This window comes from Crinalium epipsammum PCC 9333, from assembly GCF_000317495.1.
Taxonomy (GTDB): Bacteria; Cyanobacteriota; Cyanobacteriia; order Cyanobacteriales; family PCC-9333; genus Crinalium; species Crinalium epipsammum.
The window spans coordinates 4478122-4499960 of the sequence record NC_019753.1; the positions used below are offsets into that span (position 1 = coordinate 4478122).

Genomic DNA, 21839 nt, shown 5'->3' on the forward strand with positions numbered 1-21839 from the left:
TTATGTTAAATGGCAGTTAGTAAACATTAAAATTTAGTACTGATCGGGAAAGATTCCCTGGTAGGGGAACCACAAATAAGTTGATGTTGTCATTAAGTAGTTATTAATTGACTTTTGGGTGATTATGCAAAAAACACTTGCTTTACTTTCTCTCGGATTAGGTGTAGTTTTCGGCAATCCTAATACACCTGTATTATCTAAAATGCCACCATCGGCAGTTAATGTTGCTAAGGGTGCTGTGCCTTCTAGACAGGCAGATTCGTTGGGTTTAGATGAGCAAATATGGGGAAATCAAAATCAGCCTGGAGATCAGCAGGCATTGTTAGAGTCAATTGATCACAGCTTACGTTATTTACAAACTTCTGAAGCGGCAGCAACATATCAAACATATTTGATGCCAGATATTACAGTTGATCGTGTGCGCCGTTCTTTATTGCGCTTCCGCCAGTTGGTTTTGTCTGCTAAGTCAGCACAAGAACTGCAAGCTGCTGTGCGACGGGAGTTTACTTTTTATCAATCAGTAGGAAGTGATGATAAAGGAAAGGTTTTATTTACTGGGTATTATGAACCAGTTTATAAGGCTAGTAAGACGCGCACGGCGGAATATCGTTATCCTCTGTATAGATTACCCGCAGATTTTAGTAGTTGGTCTAAGCCACATCCAAAAAGGGCTGATTTAGAGGGGGTGGATGGTTTAGGGGAAAAAAGCTTACTCAAGGGTGCGGAATTAGTTTGGCTACGCGATCGCATGGAGGCTTATTTAGTTCAGATCCAAGGATCGGCTAAACTTCAGCTTACAGATGGTTCTGTGATGAGCGTTGGTTATGCTGGGGGAACTGATTACCCGTATACAAGTATTGGGCGAGAACTGGCTAAAGATCGCAAGTTATCTTTAGACGGTATGAGCCTACCAGTGATGATCAATTATTTTAAAAGAAATCCTGTGGAACTAAGTAATTATCTTCCACGAAATCAACGCTTTGTGTTTTTCCAAGATACTTATGGCTCACCAGCTAAGGGTGTGATTAATGTTCCGGTGACTCCTGATCGTTCCATTGCTACAGATAAATCTTTGATGCCTCCTGCTGCTTTAGCTTTAGTACAAACTCAACTTCCCTACCGTACTGCTAATGGTCAAATTCAACAGCGTTTAGTTAATCGCTATGTGCTAGATCAAGATACAGGTAGTGCTATTAAGGGTCCAGGTCGGGTTGATTATTTTATGGGTAGTGGTAAGATAGCAGGCGATCGCGCAGGCGTGACTGGTAGTATTGGAAAATTGTATTACTTACTATTAAGACAATAATGTTGTAGTGACGGATAAATCCGAGGTGAAGGGCGATGTCTACGACGGGCTTCGCCTACGCATTTTTCTATTAGTGTTGGAAGTGCGATCGCGCAGCGACTCCGCAGGAGTATCGCGTCTGTTATTAAATTTATGCTGCAAGCCGTTAGCAGGGGAGTATGTCAATAATGACCCAACAGCAACTAATTGATCATATTCCAGATAATGCTAGTCCTGTATTAGAAGCTAAAAACCTAACTCGCAGATTTGGCGGTTTAGTTGCTGTCAATGATGTCTCTTTTACAGTCCCAAAAAACGAAATATTTGGAGTAATTGGTCCTAACGGTGCTGGTAAAACGACGCTATTTAATTTGATTACAGGAATAATTAACCCTTCTAGCGGGCAGTTAATTTATCAAAACGAAGATATTTCTAAACTACGTCCTCACAAAATTGCTGCTAAAGGTATCGCTAGAACTTTCCAAAATATTCGCTTATTTGGCGATTTATCACCATTAGAAAATGTGATTATAGCAAGGCATCTCCATACCAAAAGTAACTTTTTTACAGGAGTGCTAGGTCTACCGTTTGCTTTAAACGAAGAACATAAGACTAAACAGAAGGCTTTAGAGTTGTTGGAATTGATGGGTTTGGTAGATCGCGCTGATGAAAAAGCTCGCAATTTACCATACGGGGATCAACGTCGCCTAGAAATTGCCCGCGCCCTCGCCCTTAACCCTGAAGTTTTACTGCTAGACGAACCTGCTGCGGGTATGAATCCCAGCGAAAAACAACTATTAAGCGCATTTATCCGCGAAATTCGCGCTCAGTTCAATTTAACTGTTATTCTAATTGAGCATCATGTTCCCTTAGTTATGGGTTTGTGCGATCGCATTGCTGTTTTGAATTTTGGTAAATTAATTGCTTTGGGTAAGCCTACAGAAGTTAAATCTGATCCTGCGGTGATGGAAGCTTACTTGGGAGCAGAATAATAAATAGATCCAGTTAATAAAGCAGAGGGGCAGAGGAGCAGAGAGAGTTCAAAAATCATATCTTATATTTAATTAGGTTGACCTACTTAAACTAATGAGCAAAAATTATTTGTTTCATCTGTGTGCATCTGTGTTTATCTGTGGTTAATTTTCTAAAATTTGACTAAGGCTACGGGGTTTAATGAATATTAAAGATCAAGAAGTACATCAACCAACTTCTACGTCACTGTTAGAAATTAGAGAAATATACGTTAACTACGGTGGTATTCACGCGCTGATAGATATTAATTTATTTGTTAATCGTGGCGAAGTTGTTACTCTTATTGGTGCTAATGGTGCTGGTAAAACTACCACTCTGCGAGCAATTTCGAGGTTAGTTAATACTCGCAGTGGCTTAATTGTGTATAACCAGCATGACATTACTCGCCGTCCAGCACACGAAGTTGTACGCCTGGGACTTGCCCATTCTCCTGAAGGGCGGAGAGTCTTAGCAAGGCAAACAGTGCTTGATAATTTGGAATTAGGCGGATATATTTGTTCTGATGCTAAACAGGTAAGTACAGATATTGAGCGCCAATTTGAATTATTCCCACGTTTAGCAGAACGCCGTCATCAACTAGCAGGAACTCTAAGCGGCGGGGAACAGCAAATGTTAGCGATCGCTCGTGCTTTAATGTGCCGCCCCAAATTATTATTATTAGATGAACCTAGTTTGGGACTTGCCCCCGCAATTGTACTTGAAATATTTTCAATTATTGAAAATTTACGTTCTACTGGTGTAACAATTCTTTTAGTAGAACAAAACGCTAACCTAGCTTTACAAATTTCGGATCGAGGATATGTGCTTGAAGCTGGTTGCATTACTCTCACCGGAAAAGCTTCAGATCTACTTGCAGATGAACGAGTTAAAAAAGCTTATCTCGGATAAACAATTAACAATTATAGCAACTGCCAAGGCGTTTAATGTATTAGCCCGCACAGGCGAGCTTTGTTTGTATAGCCCTACCCTTGAGGGTAGGGGATGAAAAAGTTGCTTACGGTACAGCCATCCCGCGTTGTACTGCTGGACGCTGCTGAACAGTTTCAACCCAACGTTTTAAATTTGGATGATTGTCTAAAGTTAACCCTTGAAATTCATAAATAGCAATCCAGGGAAATGTCGCCATATCAGCAATAGAATATTCGTTACAAATAAATTCTTTATCTGATAATTGTTTATCTAAAACACTATAAATTCTCAGTGTTTCTTTTTGATAACGTTCAATAGCATAAGGTATTTGTTCAGGTGCAAATTTCTTGAAGTGATTTAGTTGACCTAACATAGGTCCGACACTAGCCATCTGAAACATTAACCATTCTATGACTTCAAAACGGCTTTTTTGATCTGTCGGTAAGAATTTGCCAGTTTTCTCCGCTAAATAAATTAGAATCGCACCAGACTCAAAAATTGTCATTCCTGTGTCTTGGTCGATAATAGCGGGAATTTTACTATTAGGATTAATTGCTAGAAACTCAGGAGTAAATTGTTCATTCTTGGTAATATCTATCTTATGGATGTTGTAAGGAAGTTCGACTTCCTCCAACATAACAGAAGCTTTGCGCCCATTGGGTGTTGTGAAGGTGTAAAGGTCAATCATGATCAGTGATTCAAAAATTTATTAAGAATAGTAATTAAGTGTAGTGTAGCTTCAAAAGAGGGGTGCGATCGCACTTGATAACAAATTGTATTTACCTAGTATTACGTTTGTCTAAAATTGACTTGCTTCAATGTTCTGCTTGCTTCTTTGAAGGCATAAGTTTTATGATAAGTAAATGCCATTTACTCAGTCGATAGTTAAAAAATTAGTACTAATTGGTGGTGGTCATAGCCATGCGATCGCCCTAAAACTGTTTGGCATTAATCCGCTACCAGGTGTCCAGCTTACCTTAATTACAGAATGTGTAGATACACCCTATTCTGGAATGTTGCCTGGTCATGTTGCAGGTTTTTATACTCACGAGCAATGCCATATTAATCTGTCAAGTTTGGCTCAGTTTGCTCAAGCCAATTTAATTATTGACCAAGCAATTAGTTTAGACCTGGAAAAAAATCTAGTTATCTGCGCTAACAGTCCACCTGTACCATTTGATCTGTTATCAATCAATATTGGTAGTACTCCAGCAAGAGAATCTGTAGTAGGCGCAACAGATTACGCAATTCCGGTTAAACCAGTCAAGAAGTTTTTAGCAGTATGGAATGATCTATTAGAAAAATTTACTAAAAATCCTCAAAAACCAATATCTTTGACTATTGTTGGCGGTGGTGCTGGTGGTGTAGAACTGGCAATGGCAATGCGATCGCGCTTAGATCAAATCCTTAAAAATTCTCAGCAACCTACAGCTAACTTAAAGATTAATTTATGCCATCGTTATGCTGAACTGCTACCACACCATAACCGATGGGTGCGTACTTACATACAACAAATTCTTACTCAAAAAGGTATTCATTTATACCTCAAAGAAAAAGTTAATTTAGTTCAACCTCATCAGCTTATATGCGAGTCAGGTTTAACCATTGATTCGGACTACATTTTTTGGGTAACTCAAGCATCTGCGCCGAGTTGGTTACAAACTGCTGGACTAGCAACTGATAACAATTTTGTGTTGGTGGACGATACCTTGCAATCTTTGTCTCATCCTTATATATTTGCTACTGGCGATATTGCCACAATGGTAAATCATCCTCGCCCTAAAGCTGGAGTATTTGCGGTGCGCCAAGGAGAACCACTGTTTAAAAATTTGCAACACGCTTTATTAGGAAAACCCTTAAAGCCTTATATCCCACAAAAACAATATCTTAACTTGATTGGGACTGGTGATAAATCAGCGATCGCTTCTTGGGGAGTTTGTGGTTGTGCATCTCCCATTTTGTGGCGCTTGAAAGATCAAATTGACCGAAATTTTATGGTTCAGTTTAAGGATTTACCTCAATCATCAGCGCTAACTTAACAGTGATCATTAATCTTTTAAAACAAAATAGTTTCTTCCGACTATAAAGTTACCACTTGTCGCGATTCAGTAAGGGGTGAGGGGTGAGGGGTAACAGGGTGAACGAGGGAATTTAGGTAACATTGAAGACAGACAATAAAATTCATATTTTTTTGACAATTAATATTTTTTTGACTAAATATGAATCTATCTAAATAAACATGAAGTAATAATTCTAAAATGCTAGTCTCTGTAATTGAATTATGTTAACTTTAAATTGATTGCCCAACCTGTTAATTTAAAGATGAACTTATGTAGTTCACTTAGTCGAACAAAAAGTTCTATATAATTTCGTTTTCAAGAGAGGGTGCCATGATTAAAACATTATTTTTAAGTTGGACAATTTTGAGTTTTACGCTAATAGCTTTACCCGGATGGGCAAGAAATAGCAAAGTTTTAATGGGGTCAGAGCCTAACTTGGCAAACGTGCTTAATAATTCTAATTTTCCAGACTTAATTAGCATTAATCAAGTTCAAAAATTACCTCAAACGGCTGGATCTAGATTAGCAAATAACCTAATAATCCCTCCTGACAAAGAAATAAGAAATGCTGCTGTACAGCAAAAGAGTACTTCCCGCTCTAGTCCTCAGCGAGGTGCTCCTAAACCCAAACGAGACAGGGATTAAGCTAATTAGTTAGCAAATTTATTAAAACTGTCGCTCATACCCAACGCATAATAAAGGGAAGATTGGGATATACGAATAGGATTGTAAGATCGCTAAATGCTGAGGAATAATTAGATATTTTACTATTCCTCATCACTGTCATATTCCTCATCATCAATGTTATTTTGTATGGGGATAGCAGCAACGATCGCATCAATTACTTTTGCTACCTGGATAACTTCTAACCCAACGTCAGGGAAATTTTGACCTTTAGGTATAATTGCGCGTTTAAATCCTAATTTGGCAGCTTCTTTAAGTCGTAATTCCATTTGGGAAACGCCGCGAACTTGTCCACCTAAACCAACTTCGCCAATTAAAACAGTACCAGCATCAACAACGCGATCGCGGAAACTAGCAACAACTGCGATCGCAATTCCTAAATCCATTGCTGGTTCTTCAACATTTAAACCACCTGCGGAAGCAACATAAACATCCAATTTAGAAAGCGGAATACCCACTCTTTTTTCTAAAACTGCCAAAATTTGTAGTAGTCGGTTATAGTCAACGCCAGTAGTAGAACGCCGAGGTGAAGAATAGCTAGTTGGACTTACCAAAGCTTGTAACTCTACCACAATTGGGCGAGTACCTTCACACGCCACCACAATCGACGTACCAGGAGCCATATCATCGCGGTTGCCTAAAAATAGCTCTGAAGGGTTTGATACTTCTCGCAAACCCCGATCAACCATCTCAAACACGCCGATTTCGTGGGTAGCACCAAAGCGGTTTTTAACCGAGCGTAGCAGACGATGAGAAGCAAAGCGATCGCCTTCAAAATACAGTACTGTATCAACTAAATGTTCCAGCACTTTTGGTCCTGCGATCGCGCCTTCTTTAGTAACATGACCTACAATCAACAGCGTAATATCTTCACGCTTCGCCACCTGCATCAAAGCGGAAGTACATTCCCGCACCTGAGATACTGAACCTGGAGCCGATGTTAAAGATGAAAAGTAAACAGTTTGAATACTATCAATCACCGCCACATGAGGCTTTAAAGATTCCAGTTCCTTAAGAATCTCCTCTAAATCTGTTTCCGCCAACGCATACAAATTTGGATCATTAGTAGCAGGCTTAATAACTACCTCAGACGAGGTTACTAAACTAATATCTGCTTCAATTGTTACATGACCATCCTCACTTGCGTTATGAACAGAAGATGACACAGCATTATCTGTTACATCTTCCTCAGTAGCATTCCCCACACCCAAGCGAGAAGCCCTAAGCTTAATTTGCTGCCCTGATTCTTCCCCAGACACATAAAGGATGCGGAAATTGTGGGACAAACTATTAGCTACTTGAAGCAATAAAGTTGATTTACCAATCCCAGGATCACCACCAATTAATACTAGAGAACCTGGAACAATCCCACCACCTAATACTCTATCTAACTCTCCGTATCCCGATGCCCATCGGGGTTGGTCTCTTTCAGTAATATCAGCAAATTTAATTGAAGCTCGCGGTTGAGGAGATTTCGGCGATTTACTATTACCTCGTGGTTGAGATTGCCAACCATTGCGGCTAGTAGAATTACCAGGCGCTGTAGTAACCTGCTCATCCAAAGAATTGTAAGTGCCACAAGATGGACATTTCCCAAACCATTGTGAGGATTCTGCACCGCAGGCGTTACAAAAATAAGACGTTTTTGGCTTTGCCATTCCGAATTGTTAAAGAAATTTAAGTTACGTTAATGTAAAGAAAAGTTAAAAAGCTGATTGAGTAAGGGTTTCAAGCTTTTATTTGTTACTCTCATACAATGATATGTTAAAGATAAGGTATAAAAAATTAATGTTCAGAAACAACAGAAACTAGGAGCATTGAAGAGCTTGGAAAGCCACAAAGAAAAAATCCTGGTAGTGGACGATGAAGCCAGCATTCGTCGGATCTTAGAAACTCGACTGTCAATGATTGGTTACGATGTAGTCACTGCTGCCGATGGAGAGGAAGCCCTAGAGACTTTTCGCAAAGCTGAACCGGATTTAGTGGTTTTGGATGTAATGATGCCAAAGCTTGATGGCTATGGTGTTTGTCAGGAATTGCGAAAAGAATCTGATGTTCCCATCATTATGCTAACTGCTTTAGGAGATGTAGCAGACCGGATTACAGGTTTAGAGCTAGGCGCAGATGACTACGTTGTTAAGCCTTTTTCTCCTAAAGAATTGGAAGCCCGTATTCGTTCCGTTTTACGGCGGGTAGACAAAATAGGTGGTTCCGGCATTCCCAGTTCCGGTGTCATCCTGGTGGGGAATATTAAAATTGACACTAACAAGCGTCAGGTTTATAAAGGCGATGAACGCATCCGACTCACAGGGATGGAGTTTAGCTTGCTGGAATTGCTAGTTAGTCGTTCTGGGGAACCATTTTCACGTTCAGAAATCTTGCAAGAAGTTTGGGGTTATACTCCCGAACGCCACGTAGATACGCGGGTGGTAGATGTCCACATTTCGCGCTTACGGGCTAAGTTGGAAGATGATCCGAGTAATCCAGAGTTAATTCTGACGGCAAGGGGTACAGGCTATTTATTCCAGCGAATTCTAGATCCTGATGAGTAAGCGATTGGCTTTTAGCGATTAGTGATTAGCTGAGTTAATTGATTAGTGGCATTATTTATAAATAAAATAAATGTGTTTCCAACAAAAAGCTAACAGCTAATCGCTAATCGCTAACTTATGGCTAAACCAGATCAAAATCAGGTATTGCGACGTTTACCATTGTTTGCAGGTAGTTTAGCGGGCGTTTTGTTATTCATCAACCGCTTGCTAACACCGGAACTCACAAATTCCCAGGCGCGTTCTGATGCAGTCGGCGTAATTGTTACTGCATTCTTAATTTTGACTGGTTTATTGTGGCAGCAGGTGCAGTCACGCACTCCCGATGCTGTTAATCTAATTGGGGAAGAAGGCTTTGAACTATCACCGACATTGCCCGATACGGTGAAAACAGAACTAGCTTGGGCATCGCATCTATTGTTAACTAATACTGTGACGCGATCGCTCGTAATTTTATATCAAGGTAAAGTACTATTACGGCGTGGAGTCTTAGGAACTAACCCCGATCTTAAACCCGGAGCAATTTTACAGCGCGTCTTAGATAAACAAAAGCCTGTTTATTTAGTAGATTTGAAAGCTTATCCAGGCAGAATAGAATTTGATTATTTGCCAGAAAATACCCAAGGCGTAATTTGTCAACCAATTGGCGATCAAGGTGTGTTAATTTTAGGAGCTAATGCGCCTCGCAGTTATACAAAGCAAGATGAAAATTGGATACAGGGGATTGCTGATAAATTGGCAAATACTCTTAGTAGTTATTTAGAAATGCCCGCAGGCTGAAGCCTGGAGCTATACGAACTAAGCCCGCCTGCGCGGGCTTTAAATTCTTTAGAAAAATTTTGAACCGCAGATGGACGCAGATAAACGCAGATATATGGTTATCTTTGAGAAAACTGTAGGTATACGCAATTTATGAGTTTAACTGTTATCTACTGGCTGTTAGTTGCCGTCATGGTTGTTGGTGTAATTGGCGCTGTAATTCCTGGTATTCCTGGTTCTAGCTTGATTGTTGGGGCAATTATTATCTGGGGCGCAGTTAACGGTTTTAATACTGTAGGTTTGCCACTAGGAGTCGCCGTTGTCGTTTTTCTGCTTAGTATCGGGATTGATTTTTTAGCTACCTACTGGGGAGCAAAACAAGCTGGAGCGAGTAATTGGGGACAAATTGGGGCAATAGTAGGCTTATTTTTAGGATTCTTCGGCTTATTGCCAGCTTTACCCATTGGAGGTCCATTATTAGGGATTGTGCTTGGACCATTATTAGGTGCAATTGTAGGAGAATTTATCTACAGACGAGAGTTAGAATTTGAGCCTAGACTTAAGCAATCTTTTAAAGCAGGTGTAGGTATTGTCGTAGGTACAGTAGTTGGGCGATTAATTCAAGGTATATTAGCGATCGCAGCTATTACAGTTTTCTTAGTCACTACCTGGCAGATGGGAGTAGGGACATAAAAACTGACTCTGATAAATATCTTACCTTTGCGATCCTTTGCGTATACCTTTGCGATCCTTTGCGTTAAAAAAATAAATCTTCCATCCCACCAGACAACCATCAAAAACTAAGGCGGTAATTACCCGCCTTAATATCCCAAATCTAATTAAGAAGCATAAACCTTCTGATAATAAGCTTGATACTCAGGTGATAACAAAGGTTCCCACCAATCACGGTTATTAAGATACCATTCCACAGTTTGACGTAACCCCTCTTCCACAGTTACTGAAGGACTCCACCCCAACTCTGTTTTAATTTTTGTAGCATTAATCGCATAACGGCGATCGTGTCCTAGTCTATCTTTAACAAACGTAATTAACTCATTAGCAGGACGCACAGGCAATTTTATATCAGCTTCATCCATTAATTGACAAAGAGTTGTTACTAAATCAATATTCTTAACTTCGTTATTGCCCCCAATGTTATAAGTTTGTCCTGGTTCGCCTTTATGGATAACTACATCTAAAGCTGCACAATGATCGCCAACATATAACCAATCCCTAACATTTTGACCATCTCCGTAAACAGGTAATGGTTTACCCATTAAGATGTTGATACACATCAAGGGAATTAACTTTTCAGGAAAATGATAAGGTCCATAATTATTAGAGCAATTAGTGATAATTGTTGGTAAACCGTAGGTATGGTAATATGCGCGTACTAAATGATCGCTACCAGCTTTAGAAGCAGAATAAGGACTATTAGGTGCGTAAGGTGTGGTTTCTGTAAATGCTGGGGCATCTGGTGTTAGACTGCCGTAAACTTCATCAGTAGAAACGTGCAAAAATACTGGATGTTCGCTGCTAGTTGTAGCTTGATTTAGTGTTTGCCAGCGTTTTTTGAAAGCTTCTAGTAGAGTTAATGTGCCGACAACGTTAGTTTGTATAAATGCGTCTGGTGCTAAAATTGAGCGATCAACGTGGGATTCAGCCGCAAAGTGGGCGATTGTATTTAGGTTTTCTGTATATAGTAATTCGTCTATGAGGGCGCGATCGCAGATATTCCCCTGCACAAAGCGAAAATTTTCCCGTCCCTCCAAATCCTTTAAATTAGCTTGATTACCAGCGTAGGTAAGGGCATCTAGAACCACTATACGGTCATTGGGATAGCGATCGCACCAGTGATGGACAAAATTTGCGCCAATAAACCCTGCGCCACCTGTCACCAATAACCGACGTGGTATCCTTACTAAATCAACATTCACGTTGTTTTGCATAACAATATAAATCTCCAAACTTGATTGTAAACTAATTTCCAAATAGCCTTAAAATCTGGTAATAAGTACGTCAACCTAATTCAACATAAAACTTTCTACCCTACCCGCGAATACTGAGAAGCTGAAGACGGGGTTTTAATTTGATATTTTTAGGTTATTCTACTTAACATAGATTACGCTTAATTAGTTTTTCTAAGTCCTCAAATAGCTGAATACATAGATAATTTCACCTAATTGGGGTTAGCCTTTTTCAGGCGTATCATTTAAACATTATCGTGACGTGAGGAAATAAATCAGGAATATGCAAGAACTTTTCACTTTAGCCCAAAACGGCAACGAACAAGGAATTTCAACTCTCATTAACCAAGCTTTAAATAACAAAGACATAACTGTACAGTGCTACCGCTATGATACTTGTCTCTACGTTGTGCTGGTATCTGCTGAAGCACCTGAACCATCTTACTGTATCAAATTGATCAGCAATGAGCTAAACCATTTACGAACTAAATTGCTTAAAACTGTTCAAATTTATGGGCGACAAAACAACCAAGGAGATCACATTTGGACTCAAACCTTGGACTTGGATGAAATATCTGATTCCTGGTCTAGCTTCGCACAAACCTGGTTTAGTAAAGGCAGCAAACAGCCACAAGCCAAAGCCACAAAAAGTACAACCAATTTATCATTATTATTATTAAGTTCTCTTAGCTGGTTTTTATTGGGTACATGGGGTTTGGTAGTAAAATCTCAACCAAATATAGTAATAGATGATACACCCAATACAGAAACAACTGTTGATGTACAGAATTTATTTAACGAAAAAAACAATTCATGGGTAAATTCGATATTTCCTGATACATTCGACTTAAATAACCAACCCAATACGTCTGCTGAAAAAGAGCAGAAACCTACTTTCAAATCAGAAAAATCTCCTAAACAGTCTGAAACCAAACCATCATCTGATGAACCGCCTAAGTTAACACAAACAACTGATACGTCTGCGAAAAAGGACGATAAATCTGCTTCTAAATCAGAAAAACCTGCTAAACAGTCGGAAGCAAAACCATCAAAAGATAAATCAACTAAGAAGAAGAATTCCCATAAAAAGAATAAATTAAACAAGAAATCCTCTAAGTCCACGCCTAAAGTCAAGGCAAAATCACATGAGCCTTCAAAATCAAAAACTCAATCATTAACAACTAAGTCTGACTCTAAATCTTCTTCTCAGGATACATCTGATGCCACATTAGATAAAAAAGCCTCCACTTCTAAACAAACTACGCAACCGCCTAAAGCTGCACCTAATAAATTATCTGTAACTCCTAAACCTACTACTGAACCTTCTAAAAAAGAAAAATCTACTGTTCCTGCTACATCAACACCAGCATCTCCAGCCAGCCAGACTAAACCTCAAACTTCTACAAAAGAAAACCCTGCTGATAAGTCTGACCAAAATCAAAAATCTCCTGATGATTTGCCAGCAGCCGATAAATCCTCAAAACCTAATTCTTCTTGGACATCCCCAACAGAGGAGAAATCTGATAAAAATCTTGAACCTAAACCTTCAGTACCATCTAATACTCCAAAAGCAGACACAACACCAACTCCTCAAACTACCTCTCAGCCTTGGTTACCAGAAAAACAGCCTGAAAAAGATGCTGTTAATGATGCGCCTAAATCTCAGCCGACTAAAACACCTTCACCTAAGCAAAAACAAGATACAACTTCGCCTGCAAATTCTAAACCTGGCTCAATTTCTAAACCACAAGTGTCAAAAAATGATGGTTATATTACTATCAAAGCGGTAGGTGATATAGTTCCTGGTACAAATTTCCCCAATAACCGATTACCAGACAAGAACAAAATTTTTAAAAAAGTCAAAAAATCTTTGGACGGGGCTGATATTTTATTTGGAAATTTTGAAAGTACATTTACTAATTCTTCTAGAGTTGGCAAAGATACCAGCCGTCCAATGGTATTTGCTTTCAGGACACCACCAACATTTGTGAATGTTTTCAAAAAAACAGGTTTTGATGTTTTAAGTGTTGCCAATAACCATTCTTTAGATTTTTCTCAAGTTGGTTTTACTGACACAATGAAAACTATCGCAAACGCAGGCATGAAACCTGTGGGCAAGAAAAACGAAATTGTTTACAAGAAGGTAAAAGATATTCCCATTGCTTTTATTGGGTTTAGTTCTCTCGATGTCCATAATTCTTTAAATGATTTAGAGGCAGCCAAAGCACTGGTTTTAGAAGCTAAACAAAACGCCAAAATTGTTGTTATCTCAGTTCATGGCGGTGCTGAAGGAACAGATGCCATACGGGTAAAAAATAAACAAGAGAATTTTCACGGAGAGAACCGAGGAAATATGGTACTTTTTTCCCGCACTTTGATTGACAATGGTGCGGATTTGGTGTTAGGTCATGGTCCCCACGTTGTCAGGGCGATGGAATTATACAAAGGAAAAATGATTGCCTATTCACTAGGCAATTTTGTAGGTTACAGAACTTTATCGACAGCAGGAGACTTAGCTAAATCACTGGTTTTACAGGTAAAACTCAACTCTAAGGGTAATTTTGTTTCTGGAAAAATTATTCCTGTGATGCTTGATAGGCAAGGTTTACCTTACCCCGATAAGCAATTAAATAGTGTAAAGTTAATCAGCAAACTGACTAAGAGCGATTTTCCTAATACTGATTTAGCAATTAATCGCAAGGGAGAAATACACAAACGATTCAGGACTTATCGGTTTTTTACTTTAAAATTTTGAAGGAAAACCAAGTTCCAAATCTAAAGCTTAAAATTAGCGATGCTTTTGAGGTATATATAGCAGCCACTTTTTCTCCCACACCCTCAAGGGTGGGGCTATACAAACAAAGCCCGCCTGCGCGGGCTAATGTCTTAAGCGCCGAGGCTGTTGCTATAATACCAACTCAGAAAATGAGCGCTACAAATATTTGATGTATAGACGTACTAAGGTACGTTTATATACCCTGCTACTGTTATTCATCTAGCTGAATTCAAACACACAAAATGCGGGTTAAAAACTGTTACTGCGCTTGAGTAGGACTAGCCGTTGCCTCAGAACAAAATTTGCTGTCGTATTCAAACTTGAGATCAACTATGTAAGGTTGTGTTTTACCAAGATTGTTTTGAAACTGGTAAGCTTTCAGCGTCTCCTGTGCTATTTGATTGAAAATAGGGTAGCCAGAACTTTTGATCAGAAATGGTTCCTCAGTTAGTTGCCCCTTGCCACCAACTAATACACCCATAACAGCAGTGCCAGCCAACTTATTTGGGCAGGCTGCTTCGGGATAAGCGGGACTAAAGCTAATTCTTGGGGCTTCTCCCTTCTGCAATTTTGCTAGCAAATCAACAAAACTTTGCCCTAAGTCTTGGTCTTGCCCATCACGGGTTTTTGTTGCCCAAGCAATAATATTCTTACGTCCCTCTTCGTCAGTTGTACCAGTTTCGTTGCGAGTAATTTGCTGCTGTGACGATTCAGAAGTGTCTTGGGGTTGTGGTTGAGGCTGCTGTGGTACTGTGGTTTGTTCTGGGGTGCTTTGCGGTTCTGGATTATTAGTTGTAACTTGTGGTTGAGAAGAATTATCAGGTTGTATCTCTGTCTGAGGTTTACTATTTTCTGAGCTAGGTTCTCCAGTTTCACGTACATCTGGTTGAGAAAATTTTGGAAGAGCAGAAGATGGTTGATCGTAAATTTTGAACGGGCTAGAGTTTTTACTTTCAGGGGGCGAACTTCTTTCTTGGGGGATTTGTATAATTAATGGTCTTCGACGTAAGGGCGGAAATGGCGGCGGAGTGTTCTCTCTATATATGGGCGGTAGTCGAATAAGGGGAATATTAGAAGAATAATTGCCTGGAGGCGGTAGCAATGGAACGGTGGGTAATGAAGTTATTGGGGGTGTAAGCGGTAATGGCTGTGTATTGGTAGTTAATGGTGGTAGGGATGTCGTTTGTGGTAGGCGAGTTTGTTCTGTTGGTGTTAATGCTACTACTTCGACACTTCGGCGTATATTCTGTTCTTCTTCTTTAGAAGAAGCAGATAAAGTAGGTAAACTCAGGGCTAATAAGCCGTGAATGCCGATGGAGACAACTACCGCGATCGCACCAGGATTTAGCAGCAGTTCAGGTAAGTTTTTGCTCGAAGGAAAATAAGACATAGCAGGTAGGGTTATTCACTGCTTTTTAGCAATTGGGAATCAGATATTGAATATCTATCCCGTTTTCATATTAATTTCAGAATTAACTGATGTCGTAACTTGGACAATTAACAAGGAAAAATAAGGCAATTTTAAATTAGGGCGATCGCTTAATCCAGCATAAATCACTTGCTCTGGTAATGTTGCCCGTTCTACTATCCAACTACGCTCTAGCAAATTATATTGCTGTAAAACCTTCCAAACATCTTCGTAGACAGAACTTACCTTCATCAACACTACTACATCTGCCCAGTCTAAAACGGCTTCTAGCTCCCCCACAGTATATAGTGCAGGTAACACTACTAAGCGTTGGTCACGAATCGTTAACGGCACTCCCAAGGCTGCTACAGCAGCTAGTGGAGAGCAAATGCCTGGTACTGCTTCAACTACTGCTTCAGGATATAACTCTTGTAACGTCTGAGCTAAATAAGTAAAAGTACTGTAAAAACTAATATCGCCTTCTGCTACAAAAGCAACATCTTGACCTAATTTAAGATATTCCCAAACCTGCCCTGCCGAAGCTTGCCAAGCTTGAGCTAGTTCTGTGGTGTCATGTACATAAGGAAAATGTAAACTAAGTTGTACTTGGTCAGGAACTAGCCAACGGTCTACAATTTGCTGTGCCATTCCTGGTTTACCATTAATTCCAGCCGGAAAAGCAACAACAGACACCCCTTGCAAAATTTTCAGTCCTTTAAAAGTAATTAATTCTGGGTCGCCTGGACCAACGCCAATGCCGTAAAGCTTGCCTGTTTGCACAATAGAATCTACAATCCAAAATTTAAATTAAATTTAATCATCGTGTTACCAACTGTCATTTTGCCTGGTTATTTGGAAGGTGCGATCGCCTACCGTTCCCTAGAACAATCTTTAGAACAATTGGGTTCCCCCACTGTGACAGTACCATTGCGATCGCGCGATTGGTTTCCGACAGTAGGCGGTCGGTCGATGATACCAATTTTGCGGCAACTTGACCAAACGGTAAAACAAGTTATGCAAAAATACAACGCTTCCCAGATTAACCTGATTGGTCACTCTGCTGGCGGTTGGATTTCACGAATTTATATAGGAGAACAACCTTATTGTATTCACGGGGATGTCACAGAAGATGCTAATCTATGGCACGCTCACCCTAATATTGCCACGTTAGTAACTCTCGGAACCCCCCATATTAGCGGTGAACGTTGGACACGCAAAAATCTAGATTTTGTTAAACTCAACTATCCAGGCGCTTTTTACCCTAACCTGCGTTATGTTTGCGTCGCTGGTAAATCTATTTTTGGTGCAAGGCGGCGAGGTAGTTGGTTAGCCTACAGTAGTTATAAATTAACCTGCGGGCGCGGCGATACTTGGGGAGATGGTATTACACCTATTGAAGCTGCTCATCTCGACGGAGCAATTAATCTAACTATAGAGGGAGTTAAACATTCCCCCAAGTCGCCTGGAACTTGGTACGGTTCTCCAGAGGCAATGAATGCTTGGGTTTCTTATTTAGCTTAACTCACAAACAAGCATCAAATTATCAAAGTATTAAAATTATGATGACAGTATCCCAGCAAATTGCTATTAAAAACGACAATTTACTTTATATGAATAAAAACAAAGTATTAATAATAAGTGATGACAGCTTACTTCGCCTTCAACTTCGCTCACTACTGGAACAAGAATATCATGTCATCGAGGCAACCAACAAACTAGAAAGCTTAACTGTTTCTACTAAATCCTTGCCAAATCTGATTTTATTAGATAACACGCTTCCAGAAATAAATAGTTTTACCTGCTTAAAAGAACTCCGTCAACTTGACTGTTGCTCGCAAACACCCATCTTGATGCTCACGAATTTTGAAGATGAACTATCTGTAGAACAAGCTTTTGAAGTGGGTGCTGATGACTGCATTAATAAACCTATTCATCGGGCAGTATTGTTAGGGCGTGTCAGCCGTTTGCTTAAAACAAATCAGACCAAAGCGGAATTAGGAGAAAAACAATACCAAAGAGAGCAATTAATTTGGAGAATTACCGAGCGTGTTCGCCAGTTTGGAGGGCTAGAAGAGATTTTCAATACTACAGTTAGTGAAGTGCAGCAATTTTTAGAATGCGATCGCGTTTTATTCTATCGCGTTTTTCCAGATGGACACGGTAAAGTAGTTGCTTCTGCTGTAGTTCCTGGTTGCCCTAGCCTTTTAGATGTCGATATTGATGATCCTTGTTTTAGAGTTAACTATTTAAAATTATATCGGCAAGGACGAGTTCGTGCTATTGATGACATGGAGTCGGCTATCTTAGACCCTTGTTATGTCAAACTGATACAGCCGTTTCAAGTGAAAGCTAGTTTAGTAATACCAATTCTAGAGAGAGATGCTTTTTGGGGTTTACTAATTGCTCACACTTGTAAATCTACCAGGCATTGGCTCAAGGATGAAATAGAACTTTTACAACACTTGGCATCTCAAGTAAGTATTGCCCTCAATCAAGCTCAATCTTTAGAAATCATTCAATCGTCTCTGGAAAAAGAGCAAGAATTAAATGAGCTTAAATCACGTTTTTTCTCTATGACATCCCATGATGTTCGTGTTCCTTTAAGTAGCATCTTAAACGCGGCTGAACTGATTGAACATTATGGTAATAACTTTAGCAGGGAAAAAACCATTCGTTATGTTCAAAAAATTCAAACTGCCGTCAAAAAAATTGTTAACTTATTAGAAGATGCTAGAACAATTATCAAAGACATTGGGACTAACTTAACTGTTAACTCTCAAAATGTCGATATTCCTAAACTTTGTCAAAACTTAGTGGCAGAGATGGAAAATCTGGCTAGCAAAAAACATTCAATTTCTTTTCACGCAACAGGTAATTTTACAAATACCTGTTTAGACGAAAAGCTGTTAGGTTACATAATTACTAATTTACTTGAGAATGCCATTAAGTATTCCCCCGAAGGTGGCAAGATACTTTTTGAGATAAATAATCACGATAACGTAGCTGTTTTTCGTATCCAAGATGAAGGCATTGGTATTCCTGATGAAGATCAAGAACTCTTGTTTAATTATTCCAATAGGGGAAGTAATGTGGGTAGTATTACAGGTACAGGTATAGGGCTAGCTATTGTCAAAAATTGTGTAGATTTACATGGAGGTAATATCACTGTAAACAGCAAAGTTGGGATGGGAACTACCTTTACAGTCACAATTCCATCGCAGTGTCAAAACAATTAACAATTAACAATTAACAATTAACAATTAACAATTAACAATTAACAATTAACAATTAACAATTAACAATCACCAGCCTTAAGGAATTTCCACTAAATTAGAAGGCAGAGGAATTTCTTGTACTTCTGATAACTTTTCTAACGCCAAGCGTGAAGTAGGAGTATCGCCAGATAAACGCTTCAACAATTTCGGTCTAGCATCATGCAGCAAATAAATAATTTGATCGTCATGTTGCCAATCTTCCATTGCTGGTACTACTTGCAAACGTTCATCTCGTTCTATTAATAACGGTACTAATTCTCCAGCATTAATTAATGCTTGCAAATGCACCTGTTGAAAAGAAAATCCCGATTCTTTAAAAGTTGTTTTTCCTAACTTTACTTGACCATCACGTAAATACTCGTTCCAAGTTTTAATAGATAACTGAGATAAAAATGCTTGTTGAACCTTGGTATTTTTATTTTCTGTAGTAGCATCATTATCACGGGGAAATACAGCTAAAACACGGGGAGGACTAAACTCTTCTGCTGCTCTTTGAGCAAGTACAAAATTAACCTCCCCATTATTCGTCATTGCTAGGAAAGTACCAACGGAACTTATACCAGCTTCTTCTAAAACTTCCGTATCTAAACCACTGCTTAAATACACCCGTAAATTTTCCGCTTCAGCTTGGCGACAAGCTTCGGCATCTGTGTCAATTAAAACTACAGACTCGCCCTTATCTTGAAATATTCGAGCAATTAAGATACTCAAGGGATTACAACCAATAATTATCGCACCAGTTGCCTGATGAGAAGTTATTTGCAGCAATTGTGCAATCCAACGTGCTGTCAATCCCTGCAAAAACACGGTCATAATGATTGTCAAAAATACGAGTGCCTTAATAGCATCTCCACCGTTAACTCCTCGCTGAGTTAACAAGATGCTAAATAATGAAGCAACCGACGCGGAAACAATTCCTCTCGGTGCAACCCAGCATAAAAATAACTTCTGTCGCCAGTTTAAATCGCTATCCCAAGTACATAACCCTATATTTAGCGGACGGACAATAAACATCAGCGCCAAAACAGTAAAAACGCTTCCCCATCCCAAAGCAAACATACTGGCAATTGATAAGTCAGCCGAGAGGAGAATAAACAGCACTGAAACGCCTAAAATAGTCAATTGTCCTTTGAAGCGTAGTAACAGCCGTTCTTCTGGTACTGAGGAGGCACGGAGGACAATTCCCGCCATTACAGTTGCCATCAACCCTGACTCGCTACGGATTGTTTGGGCTAAAGCAAATAAACCCCACAGTCCAGCCAAAACTACCAAATTTTTTAATTCTTCTGAGAGAAAATTAGCGTTTTTGAGCATCCAGCCCATCAACCAGCCGCCAACAACACCGATAGCTGCACCGATTCCTAGCCTGATCATCAAACCAAAGAAGGCTTCAATCGGATCAGTATCAGCATTTAAAATCGTATCTAGTACTACAACTGCCAGAATTGCCCCTACAGGATCGATTAAAACGCCTTCTCCTTCTAGCAGGGTGGCAACTTGGCGATCTACTTTTACGTGCTTAAGTAAGGGACTAATTACTGTTGGTCCTGTGACGACAACTAGAGAAGCATAGAGAAATGCGATCGCCCAAGGAAATTCTCCTAACCAGTGCGCCGCCATTCCACCCCCAAATAGGGTGATCAGTGTTCCAAAAGTAACTAAATTCCGCAAACTACCAGAAACTTTTCCCAGTTCATGCAGTTCTAGATTTAATCCTCCTTCAAATAAAATAACTGCCACCGTTAAAGCGACAATTACTTCTAAACCAACGCCTAAGTCTTGGGGATGTAACAACTGGATGCCATCGTGACCAAGCAATATACCCAGTATTAATAAAAAGACGATACTGGGAACTTTAATTAATTCAGCCAGCACTTGGGCAGTAATGCCTGCAATGACGGCGATAACTATTTGCAGGGTAATTTCAAAGGATGCTTCCATATACTTAGTTGTCCCAGGCGATCAGCTTGGTTCTCAACTTGAGGGTTTAATTACAGAAAAGCTTTTACCAATCTGTTTATTCATCACGCAATTTTAAAAATTAGACACTGCGGCTCAAGATTCGAGCAGTTTAATAAGCTAGTGCTGAAATTAAAACTTTAGCATAGCTATCAAGGCTGATCTTTAACTACATATTGATCAATTCGTCAGAACTCCATCAGGAAGGCAATTCAAATACTGGGATTTTTGGATTTATGGCGTTTTTTAAATAAATCTGGCGTTATTAAACCTTGAGGGAAAAATATTGTTCCGATCACAATTAGTAACCCAAAAATAATTAACCGCCCGTCGCGCAAAAATCCCGCCAACCAATTAGGTAAACCCCCTGTATCTGCGATCGCTCTTAGCACTTCAGGCAACGCTGTAAATACCATACCCCCTAAAACTGGTCCCAAAAAGGTTCTGCTGCCACCAATTAACACCGATGTTAAGTAGATAATACTGGCATCAAAAGTTCCCTGACGCGCATTCCAAGTATTGAGAAAATGGGCGCTAACAGCCCCAACAACACCCGCTAAGATAGCTCCCAGCGTAAATGCTAATACTTTATAGTAAGTTGGGTTAATGCCCATCGCACCAGCAGCTAATTCATCTTCGCGAATAGCAATAAACGCGCGTCCTACGCGAATGCGCTCTAGACGGTAGAGAATTAACATACTCATAAAGAGCAAAGGCACTGCAATCCACAAATACTCGATAGGTGTTTGAAAAGGTTGGGGAATACCAAATATCCCCACAGCGCCTCCAGTAATATCTAAGTTCAAAGAGAAAACGCGCAGAATTTCGACAAAAGCAATAGTTGCGATCGCTAAATAAATTCCCCGTAACCTTAGTGCTGGAATTCCTACAATTACACCTAGTAAACCACTTACTACACCCGCAATCAGCATCTCCAATAACAATAAAGGAATTGGAAATAAAGCATCAGTTGAAGGAAATACCTTTGTAGCAAGAATCGCTGCAATATAACCGCCTAGTGCATAAAAGCCAGGACTAGCTAATGATAGTTGTCCCGCCATCAGAGGTAAATACAAAGAAAGTCCCAATAACGCACCAAGCAACATTGAGACAATCAAAAAGCCGTAAGTATTAAAAAAATCCATTGGTTATCAATTAACAATTATCAATTACAAA

General features: G+C 39.6%; 19 protein-coding genes. 12 read left to right on the top strand and 7 right to left on the bottom strand.

The genetic code is table 11. The features are described from left to right. The first annotated feature begins 124 nt into the window (after nucleotides 1-124). The 4 genes from mltA (at nucleotide 125) to CRI9333_RS19400 (ending at nucleotide 3205) form a co-directional block, all read left to right on the top strand. Nucleotides 125-1306, top strand: coding sequence for a murein transglycosylase A (mltA, locus tag CRI9333_RS19390; protein ID WP_015204866.1), 1182 nt, complete (start codon nucleotides 125-127; stop codon nucleotides 1304-1306). A 7-nt stretch (nucleotides 1307-1313) separates the two neighbouring features. Then, nucleotides 1314-1496 (top strand): hypothetical protein, encoded by a 183-nt coding sequence (locus tag CRI9333_RS26930; RefSeq protein ID WP_157462357.1) that lies wholly within the window; start codon nucleotides 1314-1316, stop codon nucleotides 1494-1496. Further along, nucleotides 1474-2277, top strand: coding sequence for an ABC transporter ATP-binding protein (locus CRI9333_RS19395; protein ID WP_015204867.1), 804 nt, complete (start codon nucleotides 1474-1476; stop codon nucleotides 2275-2277). The genes CRI9333_RS26930 and CRI9333_RS19395 overlap by 23 nt, the downstream gene beginning before the upstream one ends. 181 nt (nucleotides 2278-2458) lie before the next feature. After that, nucleotides 2459-3205 carry an ABC transporter ATP-binding protein gene (locus tag CRI9333_RS19400; RefSeq protein WP_015204868.1) on the top strand — a complete coding sequence of 249 codons (747 nt, stop codon included), beginning with the start codon at nucleotides 2459-2461 and terminating at the stop codon, nucleotides 3203-3205. Between the two features lie 106 nt (nucleotides 3206-3311). On the opposite strand, the gene CRI9333_RS19405 is transcribed toward CRI9333_RS19400, so the two are convergent. Beyond that, the gene (locus CRI9333_RS19405) at nucleotides 3312-3914 is read right to left on the bottom strand and encodes a glutathione S-transferase N-terminal domain-containing protein (protein WP_015204869.1); all 603 of its coding nucleotides are present in this window, start codon (nucleotides 3912-3914) and stop codon (nucleotides 3312-3314) included. A gap of 175 nt (nucleotides 3915-4089) precedes the next feature. Here CRI9333_RS19405 and CRI9333_RS19410 point away from each other — a divergent pair, with 175 nt between their 5' ends. Further along, the gene (locus CRI9333_RS19410; RefSeq protein WP_015204870.1) at nucleotides 4090-5265 is read left to right on the top strand and encodes an FAD-dependent oxidoreductase; all 1176 of its coding nucleotides are present in this window, start codon (nucleotides 4090-4092) and stop codon (nucleotides 5263-5265) included. 351 nt (nucleotides 5266-5616) lie between these two features. After that, a complete protein-coding gene (locus CRI9333_RS19415) occupies nucleotides 5617-5931 on the top strand; it encodes a hypothetical protein (protein WP_015204871.1) in 315 nt (104 codons plus the stop codon). 122 nt (nucleotides 5932-6053) lie between these two features. Here CRI9333_RS19415 and radA read toward each other — a convergent pair whose 3' ends face one another. Next, nucleotides 6054-7628: a DNA repair protein RadA gene (gene radA / locus CRI9333_RS19420; RefSeq protein ID WP_015204872.1), complete on the bottom strand. Its 1575-nt coding sequence runs from the start codon at nucleotides 7626-7628 to the stop codon at nucleotides 6054-6056. A gap of 168 nt (nucleotides 7629-7796) precedes the next feature. Between radA and rpaB the strand changes: the two genes are divergently transcribed. The 3 genes from rpaB (at nucleotide 7797) to CRI9333_RS19435 (ending at nucleotide 9971) form a co-directional block, all read left to right on the top strand. Beyond that, complete coding sequence (rpaB, locus tag CRI9333_RS19425) at nucleotides 7797-8522, top strand: response regulator transcription factor RpaB (RefSeq protein WP_015204873.1); 726 nt, start codon at nucleotides 7797-7799, stop codon at nucleotides 8520-8522. Nucleotides 8523-8639: 117 nt separating this feature from the next. Continuing rightward, a complete protein-coding gene (locus CRI9333_RS19430; protein WP_015204874.1) occupies nucleotides 8640-9299 on the top strand; it encodes a cofactor assembly of complex C subunit B in 660 nt (219 codons plus the stop codon). A 132-nt stretch (nucleotides 9300-9431) separates the two neighbouring features. Further along, nucleotides 9432-9971 carry a DUF456 domain-containing protein gene (locus CRI9333_RS19435; RefSeq protein WP_015204875.1) on the top strand — a complete coding sequence of 180 codons (540 nt, stop codon included), beginning with the start codon at nucleotides 9432-9434 and terminating at the stop codon, nucleotides 9969-9971. Between the two features lie 146 nt (nucleotides 9972-10117). On the opposite strand, the gene rfbB is transcribed toward CRI9333_RS19435, so the two are convergent. Then, on the bottom strand, nucleotides 10118-11227 hold the full coding sequence (rfbB, locus tag CRI9333_RS19440; protein ID WP_015204876.1) for a dTDP-glucose 4,6-dehydratase: 1110 nt from the start codon (nucleotides 11225-11227) through the stop codon (nucleotides 10118-10120). Nucleotides 11228-11528: 301 nt separating this feature from the next. Here rfbB and CRI9333_RS25160 point away from each other — a divergent pair, with 301 nt between their 5' ends. After that, entirely contained in the window at nucleotides 11529-14000 is a 2472-nt protein-coding gene (locus CRI9333_RS25160) for a CapA family protein (RefSeq protein WP_015204877.1), read from the top strand. Between the two features lie 280 nt (nucleotides 14001-14280). Here CRI9333_RS25160 and CRI9333_RS19455 read toward each other — a convergent pair whose 3' ends face one another. Beyond that, complete coding sequence (locus CRI9333_RS19455; RefSeq protein WP_015204878.1) at nucleotides 14281-15411, bottom strand: energy transducer TonB; 1131 nt, start codon at nucleotides 15409-15411, stop codon at nucleotides 14281-14283. A gap of 54 nt (nucleotides 15412-15465) precedes the next feature. Next, nucleotides 15466-16209 carry a precorrin-2 C(20)-methyltransferase gene (locus CRI9333_RS19460; RefSeq protein ID WP_015204879.1) on the bottom strand — a complete coding sequence of 248 codons (744 nt, stop codon included), beginning with the start codon at nucleotides 16207-16209 and terminating at the stop codon, nucleotides 15466-15468. 39 nt (nucleotides 16210-16248) lie between these two features. Between CRI9333_RS19460 and CRI9333_RS19465 the strand changes: the two genes are divergently transcribed. Beyond that, nucleotides 16249-16950, top strand: coding sequence for an esterase/lipase family protein (locus CRI9333_RS19465; RefSeq protein WP_041226837.1), 702 nt, complete (start codon nucleotides 16249-16251; stop codon nucleotides 16948-16950). Nucleotides 16951-16988: 38 nt separating this feature from the next. Beyond that, entirely contained in the window at nucleotides 16989-18665 is a 1677-nt protein-coding gene (locus CRI9333_RS19470; RefSeq protein WP_015204881.1) for an ATP-binding response regulator, read from the top strand. A gap of 75 nt (nucleotides 18666-18740) precedes the next feature. Here the strand turns inward: CRI9333_RS19470 and CRI9333_RS19475 are convergent, their stop codons facing one another. Both CRI9333_RS19475 and CRI9333_RS19480 read right to left on the bottom strand, forming a co-directional pair. Next, nucleotides 18741-20645 (bottom strand): cation:proton antiporter, encoded by a 1905-nt coding sequence (locus CRI9333_RS19475; protein ID WP_015204882.1) that lies wholly within the window; start codon nucleotides 20643-20645, stop codon nucleotides 18741-18743. Between the two features lie 230 nt (nucleotides 20646-20875). Further along, nucleotides 20876-21808, bottom strand: coding sequence for a branched-chain amino acid ABC transporter permease (locus CRI9333_RS19480; RefSeq protein ID WP_015204883.1), 933 nt, complete (start codon nucleotides 21806-21808; stop codon nucleotides 20876-20878). Between the last annotated feature and the right edge of the window lie 31 nt (nucleotides 21809-21839).

Coding starts and splice junctions, on each gene's coding strand:
- mltA (WP_015204866.1), top strand. CDS start 125: ATGCAAAAAACACTTGCTTTACTTTCTCTCGGATTAGGTGTAGTTTTC.
- CRI9333_RS19395 (WP_015204867.1), top strand. CDS start 1,474: ATGACCCAACAGCAACTAATTGATCATATTCCAGATAATGCTAGTCCT.
- CRI9333_RS19400 (WP_015204868.1), top strand. CDS start 2,459: ATGAATATTAAAGATCAAGAAGTACATCAACCAACTTCTACGTCACTG.
- CRI9333_RS19405 (WP_015204869.1), bottom strand. CDS start 3,914: ATGATTGACCTTTACACCTTCACAACACCCAATGGGCGCAAAGCTTCT.
- CRI9333_RS19410 (WP_015204870.1), top strand. CDS start 4,090: ATGCCATTTACTCAGTCGATAGTTAAAAAATTAGTACTAATTGGTGGT.
- CRI9333_RS19415 (WP_015204871.1), top strand. CDS start 5,617: ATGATTAAAACATTATTTTTAAGTTGGACAATTTTGAGTTTTACGCTA.
- radA (WP_015204872.1), bottom strand. CDS start 7,628: ATGGCAAAGCCAAAAACGTCTTATTTTTGTAACGCCTGCGGTGCAGAA.
- CRI9333_RS19430 (WP_015204874.1), top strand. CDS start 8,640: ATGGCTAAACCAGATCAAAATCAGGTATTGCGACGTTTACCATTGTTT.
- CRI9333_RS19435 (WP_015204875.1), top strand. CDS start 9,432: ATGAGTTTAACTGTTATCTACTGGCTGTTAGTTGCCGTCATGGTTGTT.
- rfbB (WP_015204876.1), bottom strand. CDS start 11,227: ATGCAAAACAACGTGAATGTTGATTTAGTAAGGATACCACGTCGGTTA.
- CRI9333_RS25160 (WP_015204877.1), top strand. CDS start 11,529: ATGCAAGAACTTTTCACTTTAGCCCAAAACGGCAACGAACAAGGAATT.
- CRI9333_RS19455 (WP_015204878.1), bottom strand. CDS start 15,411: ATGTCTTATTTTCCTTCGAGCAAAAACTTACCTGAACTGCTGCTAAAT.
- CRI9333_RS19470 (WP_015204881.1), top strand. CDS start 16,989: ATGATGACAGTATCCCAGCAAATTGCTATTAAAAACGACAATTTACTT.
- CRI9333_RS19475 (WP_015204882.1), bottom strand. CDS start 20,645: ATGGAAGCATCCTTTGAAATTACCCTGCAAATAGTTATCGCCGTCATT.
- CRI9333_RS19480 (WP_015204883.1), bottom strand. CDS start 21,808: ATGGATTTTTTTAATACTTACGGCTTTTTGATTGTCTCAATGTTGCTT.